This is a genomic window from Kosakonia arachidis, assembly GCF_900116535.1.
In the GTDB taxonomy this organism is placed as follows: Bacteria; Pseudomonadota; Gammaproteobacteria; order Enterobacterales; family Enterobacteriaceae; genus Kosakonia; species Kosakonia arachidis.
Window position 1 is genome coordinate 75,324 of sequence record NZ_FPAU01000004.1, and the last position, 19,229, is coordinate 94,552.

General features: G+C 53.0%; 16 protein-coding genes. 14 read left to right on the forward strand and 2 right to left on the reverse strand.

From position 1 onward, the window contains the following. Together BM427_RS15345 and BM427_RS15350 are read left to right on the forward strand one after the other, a co-directional pair. On the forward strand, positions 1-660 hold the full coding sequence (locus tag BM427_RS15345; protein ID WP_090122919.1) for a sugar phosphatase: 660 nt from the start codon (positions 1-3) through the stop codon (positions 658-660). A gap of 76 nt (positions 661-736) precedes the next feature. Then, the gene (locus BM427_RS15350) at positions 737-2,569 is read left to right on the forward strand and encodes an SLC13 family permease (protein WP_090122921.1); all 1,833 of its coding nucleotides are present in this window, start codon (positions 737-739) and stop codon (positions 2,567-2,569) included. A gap of 37 nt (positions 2,570-2,606) precedes the next feature. Here BM427_RS15350 and yfbR read toward each other — a convergent pair whose 3' ends face one another. After that, positions 2,607-3,206, reverse strand: a complete 600-nt coding sequence (gene yfbR / locus BM427_RS15355; protein WP_090122923.1) for a 5'-deoxynucleotidase — start codon at positions 3,204-3,206, stop codon at positions 2,607-2,609. Between the two features lie 80 nt (positions 3,207-3,286). Next, the gene (locus tag BM427_RS15360; protein ID WP_090122925.1) at positions 3,287-4,501 is read right to left on the reverse strand and encodes a pyridoxal phosphate-dependent aminotransferase; all 1,215 of its coding nucleotides are present in this window, start codon (positions 4,499-4,501) and stop codon (positions 3,287-3,289) included. A gap of 952 nt (positions 4,502-5,453) precedes the next feature. Here BM427_RS15360 and lrhA point away from each other — a divergent pair. The 12 genes from lrhA (at position 5,454) to nuoL (ending at position 18,974) form a co-directional block, all read left to right on the forward strand. Then, complete coding sequence (gene lrhA, locus BM427_RS15365) at positions 5,454-6,392, forward strand: transcriptional regulator LrhA (protein WP_090122927.1); 939 nt, start codon at positions 5,454-5,456, stop codon at positions 6,390-6,392. Between the two features lie 625 nt (positions 6,393-7,017). Next, positions 7,018-7,461 carry an NADH-quinone oxidoreductase subunit NuoA gene (nuoA, locus tag BM427_RS15370; RefSeq protein ID WP_035889801.1) on the forward strand — a complete coding sequence of 148 codons (444 nt, stop codon included), beginning with the start codon at positions 7,018-7,020 and terminating at the stop codon, positions 7,459-7,461. 15 nt (positions 7,462-7,476) lie between these two features. Then, on the forward strand, positions 7,477-8,151 hold the full coding sequence (nuoB, locus tag BM427_RS15375) for an NADH-quinone oxidoreductase subunit NuoB (RefSeq protein WP_007371088.1): 675 nt from the start codon (positions 7,477-7,479) through the stop codon (positions 8,149-8,151). Between the two features lie 90 nt (positions 8,152-8,241). Continuing rightward, positions 8,242-10,044 carry an NADH-quinone oxidoreductase subunit C/D gene (gene nuoC / locus BM427_RS15380; protein WP_090122929.1) on the forward strand — a complete coding sequence of 601 codons (1,803 nt, stop codon included), beginning with the start codon at positions 8,242-8,244 and terminating at the stop codon, positions 10,042-10,044. A 2-nt stretch (positions 10,045-10,046) separates the two neighbouring features. Continuing rightward, entirely contained in the window at positions 10,047-10,547 is a 501-nt protein-coding gene (nuoE, locus tag BM427_RS15385; RefSeq protein ID WP_090122931.1) for an NADH-quinone oxidoreductase subunit NuoE, read from the forward strand. Continuing rightward, positions 10,544-11,881, forward strand: a complete 1,338-nt coding sequence (gene nuoF / locus BM427_RS15390; RefSeq protein WP_090122933.1) for an NADH-quinone oxidoreductase subunit NuoF — start codon at positions 10,544-10,546, stop codon at positions 11,879-11,881. The genes nuoE and nuoF overlap by 4 nt, the downstream gene beginning before the upstream one ends. A 132-nt stretch (positions 11,882-12,013) precedes the next feature. Continuing rightward, a complete protein-coding gene (gene nuoG / locus BM427_RS15395; protein ID WP_139234423.1) occupies positions 12,014-14,740 on the forward strand; it encodes an NADH-quinone oxidoreductase subunit NuoG in 2,727 nt (908 codons plus the stop codon). Next, positions 14,737-15,714, forward strand: coding sequence for an NADH-quinone oxidoreductase subunit NuoH (gene nuoH / locus BM427_RS15400; protein ID WP_090122937.1), 978 nt, complete (start codon positions 14,737-14,739; stop codon positions 15,712-15,714). Before nuoG ends, nuoH begins: the two co-directional genes overlap by 4 nt. A gap of 14 nt (positions 15,715-15,728) precedes the next feature. Then, complete coding sequence (nuoI, locus tag BM427_RS15405) at positions 15,729-16,271, forward strand: NADH-quinone oxidoreductase subunit NuoI (RefSeq protein WP_035942165.1); 543 nt, start codon at positions 15,729-15,731, stop codon at positions 16,269-16,271. Between the two features lie 11 nt (positions 16,272-16,282). Further along, entirely contained in the window at positions 16,283-16,837 is a 555-nt protein-coding gene (gene nuoJ / locus BM427_RS15410) for an NADH-quinone oxidoreductase subunit J (protein WP_090122939.1), read from the forward strand. Continuing rightward, on the forward strand, positions 16,834-17,136 hold the full coding sequence (gene nuoK, locus BM427_RS15415) for an NADH-quinone oxidoreductase subunit NuoK (protein ID WP_002463445.1): 303 nt from the start codon (positions 16,834-16,836) through the stop codon (positions 17,134-17,136). Before nuoJ ends, nuoK begins: the two co-directional genes overlap by 4 nt. Further along, on the forward strand, positions 17,133-18,974 hold the full coding sequence (gene nuoL, locus BM427_RS15420; RefSeq protein WP_090122941.1) for an NADH-quinone oxidoreductase subunit L: 1,842 nt from the start codon (positions 17,133-17,135) through the stop codon (positions 18,972-18,974). The genes nuoK and nuoL overlap by 4 nt, the downstream gene beginning before the upstream one ends. Positions 18,975-19,229: the final 255 nt, after the last annotated feature.

The window sequence follows — 19,229 nt, forward strand, 5'->3', positions numbered from 1 at the left end:
GTGCAGTGCAAAGGATTTCTGTTTGATCTGGATGGCACGTTGGTTAATTCTCTGTCCGTTGTTGAGCGGGCATGGTGTAGCTGGGCCGACAGATTTGGCATCGCGCATGATGAGGTGCTGAATTTCATTCATGGCAAACAGGCGATTACCTCGCTGCGTCACTTTATGCCGGGAAAATCGGAAGAGGAGATTGCCGCCGAGTTTACCCGGCTGGAAGCTATCGAAGCGGCGGATACCGATGGAATCGCACCACTGCCGGGCGCTATCGCATTACTGGAGCACCTCGATTCGTCAGGCATTCCGTGGGCGATTGTCACCTCTGGTTCTGTGCCGGTTGCTCACGCTCGTCACCGCGCTGCCGGTCTGCCTGCTCCGGAAGTGTTTATCACCGCCGAGCAGGTTAAACAGGGTAAACCTGCTCCGGATGCTTATTTGCTTGGCGCAGAGCGGCTGGGGTTGGCACCACAGGATTGCGTGGTGGTTGAAGATGCCGCTGCGGGCGTTTTGTCAGGGCTGGCGGCAGGATGCCACGTCATTGCGGTAAATGTCCCGGCCAATTCTCCCCGGCTTGATGAAGCCGATTTCGTACTTACCAGCCTCGAGGCGCTGAATGTTGCGAAACGGTCAGATGGAACGGTGATTGTCACGCTCAATACCTGAACCCATGATTTAACCCCACATTTGTGGGGTTTTTTTATGGCACTATTTTCTCTCCATCAACTGACAAGGATAAGTTGTGAACGGTGAACTGATTTGGGTGCTGTGTCTGTTGGCGATTACCGTTTTGCTTTTCGCAACGGGGAAAGTACGCATGGACGCGGTGGCGCTGTTTGTGATTGTCGCCTTTGTCTTAAGCGGCACACTGACTCTGCCAGAGGCCTTTTCAGGTTTTAGCGATCCCAATGTGATCCTGATTGCTGCACTGTTTATTATCGGCGATGGCCTGGTGCGCACCGGCGTGGCGGCGAATATGGGTGCATGGCTGGTTGATATGGCTGGCAGCAGCGAAGTGAAAATGCTGGTTCTGCTCATGTTTACCGTTGCCGGGCTCGGCGCGTTTATGAGTTCGACCGGTGTAGTGGCGATTTTTATACCGGTGGTCATGAGCGTTTCGCTACGCATGCAGATTTCGCCTTCGCGTCTGATGATGCCGCTCAGTTTTGCCGGGCTTATCAGCGGTATGATGACTCTGGTGGCAACGCCGCCTAACCTGGTGGTGAACAGCGAGCTGTTACGCGAAGGTATGAAAGGGTTCGGCTTTTTTAGCATGACGCCGCTCGGTCTCGTGATCCTGCTGTTGGGGATCATTTATATGCTGCTGATGCGTTTTATGCTGAAAGGGGATGATGAACAAGCGAAACGTGACGGCTGGAAGCGTCGTTCGTTTCGTGAGCTGATTAAAGAGTATCGCCTTACCGGGCGGGCGCGGCGCCTTGCTATTCGCCCTGGCTCTCCTTTGATCGGCCAGCGCCTTGATGATTTGCGGCTTCGCGAACGTTATGGCGCGAATGTTATCGGCGTCGAACGCTGGAGGCGTTTTCGGCGGGTAATTGTCAACGTAAACGGTGTCTCCGAGTTTCGTGCCCGCGATGTTCTGCTGATTGACATGTCTGCTGCTGAAGTGGATTTGCGTGAATTCTGCGCAGAGCAATTGCTGGAACCTATGGTGCTGCGCGGTGAATATTTTTCCGATCAGGCGCTGGATGTGGGGATGGCTGAAGTGTCGTTAATTCCGGATTCTGAACTGATCGGTAAGACGGTTCGCGAAATCGGTTTTCGGACCCGCTACGGTCTAAACGTGGTTGGCCTGAAGCGAAACGGTGCGGCGATTGACGGTGTGGTTACGGATATCACGCTGGAACTGGGTGATATTTTCCTGGTCGTTGGCAACTGGAAACTGATCCGTCAGTTGGGCTCTCACGGACGCGACTTTGTGGTTCTCAATTTACCGGTTGAAGAGAGCGCCGCTTCGCCTGCTCACAGCCAGGCACCACATGCGATTTTTTGCCTGGTCCTGATGGTTGCCCTGATGCTTACCGATGAAATTCCTAATACGATCGCTGCGATTATCGCCTGTATGCTAATGGGGAAATTCCGCTGTATTGATGTGGAAAGCGCCTACAAGGCCATTCACTGGCCGAGCATTATTCTGATCGTCGGGATGATGCCTTTTGCGCTGGCTCTGCAAAAAACCGGCGGCGTGGATCTGGTGGTTAAGGGGTTGATGGATATCGGCGGCGGTTACGGGCCACACGTTATGCTGATCTGCCTGTTTCTCATGTGCGCGGTCATCGGGCTGTTTATCTCGAACACTGCCACTGCGGTGCTAATGGCGCCGATTGCGCTGGCGGCAGCAAAATCAATGGGGGTTTCGCCGTATCCGTTTGTCATGATGGTAGCAATGGCGGCATCAGCCGCATTTATGACGCCAGTTTCATCACCGGTGAACACGCTGGTGCTTGGGCCTGGCAATTACCAGTTTAGTGATTTTGTTAAGATCGGTGTGCCGTTTACGCTGCTGGTGATGGTGGTTTGCGCGCTGCTGATCCCGATACTGTTTCCGTTTTGACGCGTGTACCGGGTGGCGTTCACCCGGTAAAGACGAGTTACAGCGGTGAATCCTGGCTGATTTCATCCAGCGATAAATGGAAACTGGGCACAAAGACTTGCATAAAATAATCCATTTCCGGGCTACGGCGGGCATCAAGGGTTTTTTCGAGGCGAGATTTTGCCAACCCAAATTCATTGTTGCCAGCGGATAACTCTTCCAGACATTTCAGATAGGCGCATAGCGCATCTGCCTGTTTCACGATCGCTTTTTCTTCCGTGCTGTAGTGACGTTCATCAATCAGCGGCGCAAAAATATCCTGCAACTCTTCCGGCACCATTTCGACCAACTTTTGCTGGGCAATCTTTTCGATCGCTTTATATTCCTGCGCAATTTGCGAATTGAAATACTTTACCGGGGTGGGTAGATCGCCGGTCAGCACTTCCGACGCGTCGTGGTACATAGCCAGCAGAGCAATACGCTCGGCATTCAGTTGTCCATTGAATTTCCGGTTTTTTATTGACGCCAGCGCATGGGCAACCATCGCCACTTGCAGGCTGTGCTCGGACACATTTTCGGTGCGTACGTTGCGCATCAACGGCCAACGATTGATCAATTTAAGGCGGGAAAGATGGGCGAAGAAATGACTCTGACTCATAGTTAACCTTGTCTGTGACTGCGACCTGAGTCATTGTGCGCAGAGAGTGGGGGAAGATGCAAATCCTCCCCCGACGGAGATCACTGATGATAACCGGAGAGGAAACGGCCAAAACGGCTGATCGCCATCTCCAGATCATCTTCGCGCGGCAGTGTCACGATACGTACGTGATCCGGCCACGGCCAGTTGAACGCGGTACCCTGTACTAACAGCACTTTTTCCTGTAACAGGAAGTCGAGCACCATCTTTTGATCATCGTGAATATTAAAACGTTTCGCGTCAATTTTCGGGAACATATAGAGTGCGCCGCTTGGCTTCACGCAGGAAACCCCAGGGATTTCATTAATCAATTCCCATGCTCGGTTGCGCTGTTCGTACAAACGACCACCCGGCACGATAAATTCGCTGATACTCTGGTAACCACCGAGTGCAGTCTGAATCGCGTATTGTGCCGGAACATTGGCGCAAAGGCGCATCGAGGCCAGCATTTCCAGCCCTTCGATATAGCTTTTAGCGTGTTTTTTCGGCCCGCTCAGCACCATCCAACCCTGACGGAAGCCTGCCACTCGGTAGGTTTTTGACAGACCATTAAAGGTAATAGTGAACAGATCCGGCGCCAGTGCGGCGATAGAGTGGTGTTCGGCCGCATCGTAAAGAATTTTGTCGTAGATCTCATCGGCGAAGATGATAAGGTTGTGCTGACGCGCAATCTCCACTACCTCCATCAACAGTTCTTTTGAATAAACCGCACCGGTAGGGTTGTTGGGGTTGATAATCACAATACCACGGGTGCGCGGTGTGATTTTTGCGCGAATATCGTCAAGATCCGGAAACCAGCCAGCAGACTCGTCACACAGATAATGCACGGCTTTACCACCGGAAAGCGACACGGCCGCTGTCCACAACGGGTAATCCGGGGCAGGCACCAGCATTTCGTCACCGCTGTTAAGCAGCGCCTGCATCGACTGAACGATCAGTTCAGAAACACCGTTACCAATATAAATATCTTCAACGGTCACTTCGCGCATACCGCGCGCCTGATAGTGCTGCATGATCGCTTTGCGGGCTGAATAGAGCCCTTTGGAATCGCAATAGCCTTGCGCGCCTGGCAGGTTGCGAATCACATCGACCAGAATTTCATCCGGCGCTTCGAAGCCGAATGGTGCGGGATTGCCGATGTTAAGTTTAAGAACTTTATTGCCTTCTTCTTCCAGACGCTTTGCTTCTTTCAGAACCGGACCACGGATGTCATAACAAACATTGTCTAATTTGCTGGATTTTTCGATGGAGGACATGAACCTTTGACCTTTTAGCTATGTGAGCCACTGCCTGCCGTGGAAGTGAGCACGGAACAATGTACTCCCACGTCCGTCAGTTTAGAAGGGTAAGCAGAAGAAGATTTCGTGGTAACTTCCTCATTGGTTAACGGTTTTTTAACTATTTTCTTTTGTTTAATCTTTGTTATTAAACTGCCTTTGCGTCAATTTTAAGTTTTTAATATCATAAATGAAAAATAAGTTGTAATTTTTCGCTAGAAAAATACATTTGCTTAGTGCGCGTCTAAAAAAGAAGTCCGCAACCCGACAGAAAATTCTTCGCAAAATCCGGATGATGGCAAGATGGGATCATCTATTTTGCCAGAGGAGTATGTTTGCGTTGTAAACGCAATGTTAAACATTATTAATAGTTAGAACGGTTGTCAATTAATAGCTGATTAATATTGAGAATGGGAACTATATTCGTCTCTAATATTATAACGAGTGGTCAGACATGATGACAATTGCAGTTTAAGATTATTCGCGATAATGCTTATAAATATAAAGGTTTTAGGTTAAACTCGAAGGGCAATAAATGGTGCTGACGAGAAAAGCCATGCTTTAGTTAAGGTCTATTTCTTAATTTTAGTTGCTTGTTATTATTCGCTTTTACTTCAGGCCGGTTATATAGCCCCCACGGTATATGACATATGTGCTATGTATAGCCAGTGATGTGCATAAACAGGTTGTTTTCTTAAAAGCATTCTCAAGGTTTATCACGGTTTATATATCCAGAAGGAATGGAGCATGCGAAATAAAGCCAACAGGTTCAGCTTGCATTAGACAGCGAACTATAAACACGAGAACTTACAGTCAGGCTTTGATGAGTCATGACGTTGCTGGATGCACTTTTTAAATGGAATTAACTTAATCTTACGAGCACAGCATAAACCCGGGTCACTCTGCACGAGCAACCCGTAAGTGAAAAAATATGATAAATGCAAATCGTCCGATACTGAATCTCGACCTCGATCTGCTGAGAACTTTTGTTGCGGTCGCTGATCTGAACACCTTTGCGGCTGCTGCGGCGGCGGTATGCCGCACCCAGTCTGCCGTAAGCCAGCAAATGCAGCGGCTGGAACAGTTAGTGGGCAAAGAGCTTTTTGCCCGTCATGGTCGTAATAAGCTTTTAACTGAGCACGGCATTCAGCTACTGGGTTATGCGCGAAAGATCTTACGTTTTAATGATGAAGCCTGTACATCGCTGATGTTTAGCAATTTGCAGGGCGTATTAACTATTGGCGCTTCTGACGAATCAGCCGATACCATTTTGCCTTTCTTGCTTAATCGTATTAGCTCGGTATATCCGAAACTGGCGCTGGATGTGCGCGTAAAGCGCAACCCGTTATCTGGCGATCGTCTTAAGGATCAGGACCTCGATCTGGTGGTAGCAACGCATTGCTACGGGCAGTTTGATTGCCTGACGTTACGTACATCCCCAACGCACTGGTACTGTTCAGCTGAATATGTTCTGCAGAAGGGAGAAGCTATTCCACTTGTGTTGCTGGATGAACCCAGTTCGTTTCGCGACATGGTAATTAATGCGCTCAATAGTGCCGATATTCCATGGCGCATGGCTTATGTGGCTTCAACGCTTTCGGCCGTGAAAGCGGCAGTGAAAGCCGGGCTTGGTGTCACTGCCCGCCCTGTTGAAATGATGAGTCCGGATTTGCGGGTGTTAAGCCGCGCCGACGGCCTGCCGCTGTTACCTGATACAGAATATCTGCTGGGCTATAATCCCCTCAGCCAAAATGAACTGGCGCAGGTTATTTTTCAGGCGATGGAGCACTACCAGAACCCGTGGCATTATGGGCACCCAGGAGCTGAAGAAGGCGGTGATCCGCTTATCGTGGAAGGGGATTTTGGCTAACATTTTGCCTCAAAACAGGTAACAAAATGTAAGTGCAAAAATGAACCGATGGCAGTGAAATCGCTGCCACTGGTTCGTTTTATATCGGAACATTTCTTTGATGCATTATTGCCCATCTAAATCATATTCCCTTTCAAGAAGTTAATACTCCTCACAGCAAAGTATTCCTTTATCAACTATAGTCTTTCATGCCTTAAGCTGATGTTAAAAATCAAGCTGGATTGTTGCCGTTTTTGGCAATGAATTAACAAAAGCGTGTCTCAGATCAAGAAAATACTCCTAATGAGGGGGAGGAATCCGGACAAAATCCTGTCAAAATAAGCGGGTAATATCAGGAAAAGCGCACAACGGACACGATTCAACACCTGGTTTTTTTCGCAGGTATGTTTGAGGCCGATCACGAAAACGGCACTAAATGTTAATGAGTTGCTGCCGATGTAAACTAATGTGAGGAATCTTTTGTTAAAGTTGACAAAAGGTTATAGAAAGGAGTAAAACCCACATCGTTTAGCTGTTTTCGCCTTTTTTTCACAGTTAATGTGTGGTTTTATTCCTCCCCGTGAATCGATGTGGCGTCATCTGCCAGCAAGAGCAGAGGTATTAACGCTACCTTTTGAGTAAAGCAATGCGTATGTCAACATCCACTGAAATCATCGCTCATCACTGGGCATTCGCTATCTTTCTTATTGTCGCCATAGGGCTTTGTTGCCTGATGCTGGTTGGCGGTCGTTTTTTAGGCGGCCGTGCACGTGCAAGGCACAAAAACGTTCCTTTCGAATCCGGTATCGATTCTGTCGGTTCCGCGCGCTTACGTCTCTCCGCCAAGTTCTACCTGGTGGCCATGTTCTTCGTCATCTTCGATGTGGAAGCGCTTTACCTCTATGCATGGTCAACCTCCATTCGCGAGAGTGGGTGGGTCGGTTTTGTCGAAGCTGCAATTTTTATTTTAGTGCTGTTGGCTGGTCTGGTTTATCTGGTGCGTATTGGCGCGCTGGATTGGACGCCCGTGCGTTCGCGCCGTGAGCATATCAACCCAGAGACTGGCAGCTACACTGATCGTCAACGCTAACCGCGAGGCAATAAGATGGATTATACGCTCACCCGCATAGATCCTAACGGTGAGAACGACCGTTACCCCCTGCAAAAACAGGAGATCGTAACCGACCCCCTGGAACAAGAAATCAATCGTAGCGTTTACATGGGCAAACTCGAAAATGCCCTGCACGATATGGTGAACTGGGGCCGTAAGAACTCAATTTGGCCATATAACTTTGGTCTTTCGTGCTGCTATGTAGAGATGGTGACCTCCTTTACAGCTGTTCACGACGTCGCGCGTTTTGGTGCGGAAGTACTGCGTGCTTCTCCTCGTCAGGCGGATCTTATGGTCGTCGCCGGTACCTGCTTTACCAAAATGGCGCCTGTCATTCAGCGTTTGTATGACCAGATGCTGGAACCTAAGTGGGTTATCTCAATGGGAGCCTGCGCGAACTCTGGCGGTATGTACGATATCTACTCTGTCGTGCAGGGCGTCGATAAATTTATCCCGGTGGATGTTTACATCCCTGGCTGTCCGCCGCGTCCTGAAGCGTATATGCAGGCGCTGATGTTGTTACAGGAATCGATTGGTAAAGAACGTCGTCCACTTTCCTGGGTGGTTGGCGATCAGGGCGTTTACCGCGCCAATATGCAGTCGGAACGCGATCGTAAGCGTGGCGAACGCATTGCCGTTACCAATCTGCGTACGCCGGACGAGATTTAATGTGCGCCTGTGGGTAATGGAAAAAAACTTCGCATTTCAATAATCCAATAACGCGAAGCCATACCCGACAGTCACCACGGACCCTTTGCAATGGTGAACAATATGACCGATTTAACCGCGCAAGAAGCCGCATGGCAGACTCGGGATCATCTGAATGATCCGGTCATTGGCGAATTGCGCAACCGTTTTGGGCCGGATGCCTTTACCGTTCAGGCGACCCGCACCGGGGTACCCGTAGTCTGGGTGAAGCGTGAGCAATTGCTGGAAGTTGGCGATTTCCTGAAGAAGCTGCCGAAACCTTACGTCATGCTGTTTGATCTACACGGCATGGACGAGCGTCTACGTACACACCGCGCCGGTTTACCCGCCGCGGATTTTTCCGTTTTCTATCACCTGATTTCGATCGATCGCAATCGCGATATCATGCTCAAGGTGGCACTTTCTGAAAACGATTTGAATGTGCCGACGTTTACCAAACTTTTCCCCAACGCCAACTGGTACGAGCGTGAAACCTGGGAAATGTTTGGTGTTACCTTTAATGGTCACCCGCACCTGACGCGCATCATGATGCCGCAGACCTGGACGGGACACCCGCTGCGTAAAGATTACCCGGCGCGCGCCACCGAATTCGATCCGTTTGAGCTGACCAAAGCCAAGCAGGATTTAGAAATGGAAGCGCTGACCTTTAAACCGGAAGACTGGGGCATGAAGCGCGGCACCGACAATGAGGACTTTATGTTCCTCAACCTCGGTCCGAACCACCCGTCTGCGCACGGTGCTTTCCGCATTATTCTGCAACTCGACGGCGAAGAGATTGTCGACTGCGTACCGGATATCGGTTACCACCACCGCGGCGCGGAAAAAATGGGCGAGCGCCAATCTTGGCACAGCTACATTCCTTATACCGATCGTATTGAATACCTGGGCGGCTGTGTTAACGAAATGCCGTATGTGCTGGCAGTAGAGAAACTGGCGGGGATCACCGTACCGGATCGCGTCAACGTTATCCGCGTGATGCTCTCTGAACTGTTCCGCATCAACAGCCACCTGCTTTATATCTCTACCTTTATTCAGGACGTTGGGGCTATGACCCCGGTGTTCTTTGCTTTTACCGATCGCCAGAAAATTTACGATCTGGTGGAAGCGATCACCGGTTTCCGCATGCACCCGGCGTGGTTCCGTATTGGCGGGGTGGCGCACGATCTGCCGCGTGGCTGGGATCGTTTGCTGCGTGAATTCCTCGACTGGATGCCGAAACGTCTGGCCTCGTATGAGAAAGCGGCGCTGCGTAACACCATTCTGAAAGGCCGCTCGCAAGGTGTTGCTGCTTATGGAGCGAAAGAAGCTCTGGAGTGGGGCACTACCGGCGCGGGTCTGCGTGCTACCGGTATCAACTTTGACGTGCGTAAAGCGCGTCCATACTCCGGCTATGAAAACTTCGACTTTGAAATCCCAGTGGGTGGTGGCGTCAGCGACTGCTATACCCGCGTGATGCTGAAAGTCGAAGAGCTGCGCCAGAGCCTGCGTATTCTTGAGCAGTGTCTTAACAATATGCCGGAAGGCCCGTTCAAAGCGGATCATCCGCTGACGACGCCGCCACCGAAAGAGCGCACGCTGCAACATATCGAAACCCTGATTACTCACTTCCTGCAAGTTTCTTGGGGCCCGGTAATGCCAGCCAACGAATCCTTCCAGATGATTGAAGCAACCAAGGGTATTAACAGTTACTACCTGACCAGTGACGGCAGCACCATGAGCTACCGCACGCGCGTTCGCACACCGAGCTTTGCACATTTGCAGCAAATCCCGTCGGCGATCCGCGGCAGCCTGGTATCCGACCTGATTGTCTATCTGGGTAGTATCGATTTTGTTATGTCAGATGTGGACCGCTAATTATGCACGAGAATCAACAACCACAAACCGAGGCTTTTGAGCTGAGTGCGGCAGAGCGTGAGGCAATTGAGCACGAAAAGCACCACTACGAAGACCCGCGTGCGGCGTCCATTGAAGCGCTGAAGATCGTTCAGAAGCGACGTGGCTGGGTGCCGGACGGCGCGATTTACGCCATTGCTGATGTTCTGGGGATCCCGGCGAGCGATGTCGAAGGCGTGGCAACGTTCTACAGCCAGATCTTCCGTCAACCAGTCGGTCGCCACGTGATCCGCTATTGCGACAGTGTGGTTTGCCATATCACCGGTTATCAAGGCATTCAGTCGGCGATTGAAAACCACCTGAAGATCAAACCGGGCCAGACCACTTTCGACGGTCGCTTTACGCTGCTGCCGACCTGCTGTCTGGGCAACTGCGATAAAGGGCCGAACATGATGATCGATGAGGACACTCATGCGCATCTGACTCCGGAAGGCATTCCCGAACTGCTGGAGCGGTATAAATGAAAACAGTTACCCGTACTCCCGAAACTCATCCGCTAACCTGGCGGCTGCGTGACGACAGGCAGCCGGTCTGGCTGGATGAATACCAGAGCAAAAATGGTTATGCCGGTGCGCGTAAAGCGCTCTCTGGCATGGCACCGGACGAAATCGTCAACGCCGTAAAAGATTCCGGCCTTAAAGGTCGTGGCGGCGCGGGCTTCTCCACGGGGTTGAAGTGGAGCCTGATGCCAAAAGACGAATCCATGAATATCCGTTACTTGCTGTGTAACGCTGATGAAATGGAGCCGGGCACCTATAAAGACCGTCTGTTGATGGAGCAGTTGCCGCACCTGCTGGTGGAAGGCATGCTGATTTCCGCCTTTGCGCTGAAAGCTTACCGTGGCTACATCTTCCTGCGTGGCGAATATATCGAAGCAGCAGTACATCTGCGTCGTGCCATTGCCGAAGCAACCGAAGCGGGTTTGCTGGGTAAAAATATCCTCGGCAGCGGTTTTGATTTTGAACTGTTTGTTCATACCGGAGCCGGACGCTATATCTGCGGTGAAGAAACCGCGCTGATTAACTCGCTGGAAGGTCGCCGCGCGAATCCACGCTCCAAGCCGCCGTTCCCGGCAAGCTCTGGCGTATGGGGTAAACCAACTTGCGTCAACAACGTCGAAACCCTGTGCAACGTGCCGGCCATTCTGGCTAATGGCGTTGAATGGTATCAGAACATTTCGACCAGCAAAGATGCGGGTACTAAGCTGATGGGCTTCTCCGGCCGCGTGAAAAACCCGGGCCTGTGGGAACTGCCGTTCGGTACGACCGCGCGTGAAATCCTCGAAGATTATGCGGGTGGCATGCGCGATGGCCTGAAATTCAAAGCCTGGCAGCCAGGTGGTGCAGGTACAGACTTCCTGACCGAAGCGCACCTCGATTTGCCAATGGAATTCGAAAGCATCGGCAAAGCGGGCAGCCGTCTGGGAACGGCACTGGCCATGGCCGTTGATCATGAGATTGGCATGGTGCCGCTGGTGCGCAATCTGGAAGAGTTTTTCGCCCGCGAATCCTGCGGCTGGTGTACGCCATGCCGTGATGGCCTGCCGTGGAGCGTAAAAATTCTGCGTGCGCTGGAGCGTGGTGAAGGCCAGCCTGGGGACATCGAGACACTTGAGCAACTGTGTCGACAACTTGGGCCGGGTAAAACCTTCTGCGCGCATGCGCCGGGTGCGGTTGAACCCTTACAGAGCGCGATTAAATATTTCCGCGAAGAATTCGAAGCGGGTATTAAACAGCAATTCAGTAATACTCATGCGATTGGCGGTATCCAGCCAAACTTGCTGAAAGCGCGCTGGTAATTGGGGTTACTCGCCTGGGCGAGTCCGGAAAATTTTGATTAATACCTGAGAAAGACCCGCAATCTTCGCGATGTAACAACGCTGCTACAGCACGAAGGACAAAGGTTATTCAGGCCAACTGGAAGCATGCTAATGGCTACTATTCATGTAGACGGCAAAGAATACGAGGTAAACGGAGCAGACAACCTTCTTGAGGCTTGTCTCTCCTTAGGCCTTGATATTCCTTATTTTTGCTGGCATCCGGCGCTTGGGAGCGTGGGTGCGTGCCGCCAGTGTGCGGTGAAGCAATATCAAAACGCGGAAGACACGCGTGGCCGCCTGGTGATGTCCTGTATGACACCGGCATCCGACGGTACTTTTATTTCCATCGATGACGATGAAGCGAAGCAATTCCGTGAAAGCGTAGTGGAGTGGTTAATGACTAACCACCCGCACGATTGCCCGGTCTGCGAAGAGGGCGGCAACTGCCACCTGCAAGATATGACCGTCATGACCGGTCACAGCTTCCGTCGCTATCGTTTTACTAAACGTACTCACCGTAATCAGGATCTTGGTCCGTTCATCTCACACGAAATGAACCGCTGTATCGCCTGCTACCGCTGCGTGCGTTATTACAAAGACTATGCAGACGGTACGGATCTTGGCGTCTATGGCGCACACGATAACGTCTACTTTGGCCGTCCAGAAGATGGCACGCTGGAAAGCGAGTTCTCTGGCAACCTGGTGGAAATCTGCCCAACTGGCGTTTTCACCGACAAAACGCACTCTGAGCGCTACAACCGTAAGTGGGATATGCAATTTGCACCGAGCATCTGCCAGCAGTGCTCGCTGGGTTGCAACACCAGTCCGGGAGAACGCTACGGCGAGCTGCGCCGCATCGAAAACCGTTACAACGGTACCGTTAACCACTACTTCCTTTGCGACCGTGGCCGTTTTGGTTATGGCTATGTCAACCTGAAAGACAGACCGCGTCAGCCGGTACAGCGTCGTGGTGATGATCTGATCACCCTGAATGCTGAGCAGGCGATGCAGGGCGCGGCGGACATCCTGCGTCAGTCGAAGAAAGTCATAGGCATCGGTTCTCCGCGCGCCAGCGTGGAGAGCAATTTTGCCCTGCGTGCGTTGGTCGGTGCGGATAACTTCTACACTGGCATCGCCAAAGGCGAGCAGGAGCGTCTGGAACTGGCGCTGAAAGTGCTGCGCGAAGGCGGTATCCATACCCCGGCGCTGCGCGAAATCGAATCTTACGATGCGGTGCTGATCCTTGGCGAAGACATCACGCAGACCGGCGCGCGCGTTGCGCTGGCAGTTCGTCAGGCTGTGAAAGGCAAAGCCCGTGAAATGGCGGCGGCGCAGAAAGTTGCCGACTGGCAGATTGCGGCGATCATGAATATCGGTCAGCGAGCCAAACATCCGCTGTTTGTTACCAACGTCGACAGCACCCGTCTGGACGATGTCGCTGCGTGGACCTATTGCGCACCGGTCGAAGATCAGGCGCGTTTAGGTTTCGCTATCGCCCACGCGCTGGATGAGACAGCACCAGCGGTTGACGGTCTGAGCAGCGACCTGAAAAACAAAATCGATGTGATTGTCCAGGCGTTGGCTGGCGCGAAGAAACCGCTGATTATTTCCGGGACGAACGCCGGTAGCGCGGAAGTGATCCAGGCAGCTGCCAACGTGGCAAAAGCGCTGAAAGGGCGCGGTGCCGATGTCGGCATCACCATGATTGCTCGTTCGGTGAATAGCATGGGCCTCGGCCTGATTGGCGGCGGCAGCCTTGATGACGCGCTGGCGGAGCTGGAGCACGGCCATGCTGATGCTGTTGTGGTGCTGGAAAATGATCTGCACCGCCATGCCTCTGCTGCACGCGTAGATGCCGCGCTGGCGAAAGCGCCGCTGGTATTGGTGATCGATCATCAGCGTACGGCAATCATGGAGCAGGCTCATCTGGTGCTCTCCGCAGCAAGCTTTGCAGAAAGCGACGGCACAGTAATCAATAACGAAGGCCGCGCGCAGCGTTTCTTCCAGGTTTACGATCCGACCTACTACGACAGCAAAACCATTATGCTGGAGAGCTGGCGCTGGCTGCATTCGCTGCACAGCACCGTTGAAAACCGCGAAGTGGACTGGACGCAACTCGACCATGTGATTGACGCCGCTGTTGAAGCGTTGCCGCAACTGGCGGGGATTAAAGACGCAGCACCGGACGCCAGCTTCCGCATTCGCGGTCAGAAACTGGCCCGTGAACCGCATCGCTACAGTGGACGTACTGCCATGCGCGCCAATATCAGCGTGCACGAACCGCGTCAGCCGCAGGATAAAGACACCATGTTCGCCTTCTCGATGGAAGGGAACAACCAGCCGTCCGCCCCGCGTTCGCAAATTCCGTTTGCGTGGGCGCCGGGCTGGAACTCCCCGCAGGCCTGGAACAAATTTCAGGCTGAAGTGGGTGGTCACCTGCGTTATGGCGATCCGGGCGTTCGTCTGATTGAGGCCAGCGAAAGTGGGCTGGAATACTTCACTTCCATTCCCGAAACCTTCGAAGCGCAAGAGGGTAAATGGCGTATTGCGCCTTACTACCACTTGTTCGGTAGCGATGAAATGTCGCAGCGTGCTCCGGTATTCCAGAGCCGTATGCCGGAACCTTACATCAAGCTGAACCCGACCGATGCTGCGAAGCTTGGCGTTAACGCAGGTGCACATATCTCCTTCACTTGGGAAGGTCAGACCATCAGCCTGCCACTGCAGGTTTCCGAAGGTCTGGCAGCCGGGCAGGTTGGTCTGCCGATGGGGATGCAGGGTATCGCGCCGGTGCTGGCCGGGGCACGTCTTGAAAATCTGCAGGAGGCGCAAGCATGAGCTGGTTAACACCGGATGTTATCGACATTCTGCTGAGCATCCTGAAAGCCGTTGTCATTCTGCTGGTGGTAGTCACCTGCGGTGCGTTCATGAGCTTTGGTGAGCGTCGTCTGCTCGGTCTGTTCCAGAACCGTTACGGACCGAACCGCGTTGGCTGGGGTGGCTCACTCCAGCTGGTTGCGGACATGATCAAAATGTTCTTTAAAGAGGACTGGATCCCGCGCTTCTCCGATCGTGTGATCTTCACTATCGCGCCAATGATCGCCTTCACCTCGCTGCTGTTAGCGTTCGCCATTGTGCCGGTCAGTCCTACCTGGGTCGTGGCGGATCTGAACATCGGCATCCTGTTCTTCTTAATGATGGCAGGGTTGGCGGTTTACGCGGTGCTATTCGCGGGTTGGTCGAGCAACAACAAATACTCGCTGCTCGGTGCGATGCGTGCTTCTGCGCAAACCCTGAGCTATGAGGTGTTCCTTGGGCTTTCCCTGATGGGCGTGGTGGCGCAGGCCGGTTCATTCAACATGACCGATATCGTCAACAACCAGGCGGGTTTGTGGAACGTCATTCCTCAGTTCTTCGGTTTTGTGACCTTTGCTATCGCAGGCGTGGCGGTGTGTCACCGCCATCCGTTTGACCAGCCGGAAGCAGAGCAGGAACTGGCGGATGGTTACCACATTGAATATTCCGGGATGAAATTCGGCCTGTTCTTCGTCGGCGAATATATCGGTATTGTCACCATTTCCGCGCTGATGGTCACGCTGTTCTTCGGTGGCTGGCAGGGGCCGTTATTACCGCCTTTCATCTGGTTCGCGCTGAAAACCGCGTTCTTTATGATGATGTTCATTTTGATTCGCGCCGCACTGCCGCGTCCTCGTTATGATCAGGTGATGTCGTTCGGCTGGAAAATCTGTCTGCCGCTGACGCTACTTAATTTGCTGGGAACAGCGGCTGTCATTCTCTGGCAGGCGCAATAAGGGGTGAAAAGACCATGACTTTAAAAGAATTACTCGTGGGCTTCGGCACCCAGGTCCGTAGTATCTGGATGATTGGCCTGCATGCTTTCGCGAAACGCGAAACCCGTATGTACCCTGAGGAGCCGGTTTATCTGCCGCCGCGTTACCGTGGACGTATCGTGCTGACGCGCGACCCGGACGGTTCCGAGCGTTGCGTTGCCTGTAACCTTTGTGCGGTAGCGTGCCCGGTAGGCTGTATCTCGCTGCAAAAAGCGGAGATGCAGGACGGTCGCTGGTATCCGGAGTTTTTCCGTATCAACTTCTCACGCTGCATTTTCTGCGGTCTGTGCGAAGAGGCGTGCCCGACAACGGCGATTCAGCTCACCCCGGATTTCGAAATGGGTGAATACAAACGTCAGGACCTGGTGTACGAAAAAGAGGATCTGCTGATCTCCGGTCCGGGCAAATACCCGGAATATAACTTCTACCGGATGGCAGGTATGGCAATCGACGGCAAAGATAAAGGTGAAGCGGAAAACGAAGCCAAACCTATCGACGTCAAGAGCCTGTTACCGTAAGGAGAGGGGCAATGGAGTTCGCTTTTTATATCTGTGGCCTGGTCGCCATCCTGACGACGGTACGCGTAATAACGCATACCAACCCGGTGCACGCCTTGCTGTATCTGATTGTGTCTCTGCTGGCCATCGCTGGCGTCTTCTTTTCACTCGGCGCTTACTTCGCCGGTGCACTGGAGATCATCGTTTACGCCGGGGCTATCATGGTGCTGTTCGTGTTTGTGGTGATGATGCTGAACCTCGGCAATACCGTGGTCGAGCAGGAGCGCAACTGGCTGTCGCCGCAAATCTGGATCGGCCCGGCTTTGCTCTCTGCGGTGCTACTGGGGGTGATGATTTACGCCATTCTGGGCGTCAACGATCAGGGTATCGACGGTGCGGCAATTAGCGCGAAAGCGGTCGGTATTACACTGTTTGGCCCCTATGTCCTGGCCGTGGAGCTGGCCTCCATGCTGCTGCTGGCTGGTCTGGTTGTGGCCTTCCATCTGGGGCGCGAAGACAGAGTTGGTGAAGTGCTGAGCAATCGTACCGATGACCGCGCGAAAAGAAAAACGGAGGAGCAAGCATGATCCCCTTACAACATGGACTGATCCTCGCAGCGATTTTGTTTGTTTTGGGTCTGACCGGTTTGGTTATCCGCCGCAACCTGCTGTTTATGCTGATTGGGTTGGAAATCATGATTAACGCTGCTGCGCTGGCCTTCGTGGTTGCTGGCAGTTACTGGGGTCAGACCGACGGGCAGGTGATGTATATCCTCGCCATTAGCCTTGCGGCTGCGGAAGCGAGTATTGGCCTGGCGTTGCTGCTGCAACTCCATCGTCGCCGCCAGAATCTGAATATCGATTCAGTAAGTGAGATGCGTGGATGAACATGCTCGCCTTAACCATTATTTTGCCTTTTATTGGCTTTGTCTTACTGGCCTTTTCCCGCGGGCGCTGGTCAGAGAATCTTTCTGCGACCGTTGGCGTTGGCTCGATTGGCCTCGCGGCGCTGGTGACCGCCCTTGTCGGCGTTGATTTCTTCAATAACGGCCAGCAGGCGTTTTCGCAACCGCTGTGGACGTGGATGGCGGTCGGTGATTTCAACATCGGGTTCAACCTGGTGCTGGACGGCCTGTCGCTGACTATGCTTTCGGTCGTCACCGGTGTGGGTTTCCTGATCCATATGTTCGCTTCGTGGTATATGCGCGGAGAAGAGGGTTACTCCCGTTTCTTCGCCTATACCAACCTGTTTATCGCCAGTATGGTGGTACTGGTACTGGCGGATAACCTGCTGCTGATGTACCTCGGCTGGGAAGGCGTGGGCCTGTGTTCCTATCTGCTGATCGGCTTCTACTACACCGAACCGAAGAATGGCGCTGCGGCAATGAAAGCGTTCGTCGTTACCCGTGTGGGTGACGTCTTCCTCGCTTTCGCGCTGTTCATCCTTTACAACGAACTCGGCACGCTGAACTTCCGCGAAATGGTTGAGCTTGCGCCGCAGCACTTCGCCAACGGCAATAATATGCTGATGTGGGCGACGCTGATGCTGCTGGGTGGTGCGGTCGGTAAATCCGCGCAACTGCCGTTGCAAACATGGCTGGCGGATGCGATGGCTGGCCCGACGCCTGTTTCCGCGCTGATCCACGCCGCCACTATGGTGACCGCCGGTGTTTATCTGATTGCCCGTACGCATGGGCTGTTCCTGATGACCCCGGAAGTGCTGCATCTGGTCGGTATCGTCGGGGCGGTAACGCTGCTGATGGCGGGTTTCGCCGCGCTGGTGCAGACGGATATCAAACGCGTACTGGCCTACTCAACCATGAGCCAGATCGGTTACATGTTCCTGGCGCTGGGCGTGCAGGCCTGGGATGCGGCGATTTTCCACCTGATGACGCATGCATTCTTTAAAGCGCTGCTGTTCCTGTCGTCCGGTTCCGTGATCCTTGCCTGCCATCACGAGCAGAACATCTTTAAAATGGGTGGTCTGCGTAAGTCGATTCCGCTGGTATACGCTTGCTTCCTGGTCGGTGGCGCGGCGCTGTCGGCGCTGCCATTGCTAACCGCAGGCTTCTTCAGTAAGGACGAAATCCTTGCCGGTGCGGTAGCAAACGGCCATGTCAATCTGATGATTGCCGGTCTGGTGGGCGCGTTTATGACATCGCTGTATACCTTCCGCCTGATTTTCATTGTCTTCCATGGGAAAGAACAGATTCACGCTCATGCAGGGAAGGGGATCACCCATCACCTACCGCTGATTGTGCTGCTGCTACTCTCCACCTTTATTGGCGCGATGATTGTGCCGCCGCTGAGAGGCGTTCTGCCAGAAACCACCGAGCTAGCGCACAGCAGTGTGGTCATGCTGGAAGTAGCGTCCGGTGCGGTTGCCGTCATCGGTATTCTACTGGCGGCCTGGCTTTGGCTGGGTAAACGTACGCTGGTGCACTCGATTGCCAACAGCGCTGCAGGTCGTTTCTTCGGGACCTGGTGGTTCAATGCCTGGGGCTTTGATGCGTTGTACGACCGCATCTTCGTGAAGCCGTATCTTGGCATTGCCTGGCTGTTGAAGAGCGATCCGCTGAATGCACTAATGAACATTCCAGCGATCCTTTCCCGCTTTGCAGGCAAAGGGCTGCTGTTTAGCGAGAACGGGTATCTGCGCTGGTATGTCGCGTCGATGAGCATTGGCGCAGTCGTGGTGCTGGCGCTGTTGATGGTATTGCGCTGAGTTTGTGGGCCGGCTGGCGCAGTGCTTATCCGGCCTTCAGACTGAATTTGTGTGATTTGTGGGGCGAGAAGATCCGTCTCCGGTGAAAACATATTTTAGGTAAGTATTCCTGATAGACAGGCGTTATCGGCGAAGTCAGAGTGGACACCGCCTGCGCAGAGCAACCGGAGCGTACTGGAGTACGTGAGGATTGCGAGCACAGCCGGGGTTTGCTATGACGAGCAAGATAGCCTGAACAGGAATTAATATAAGGGA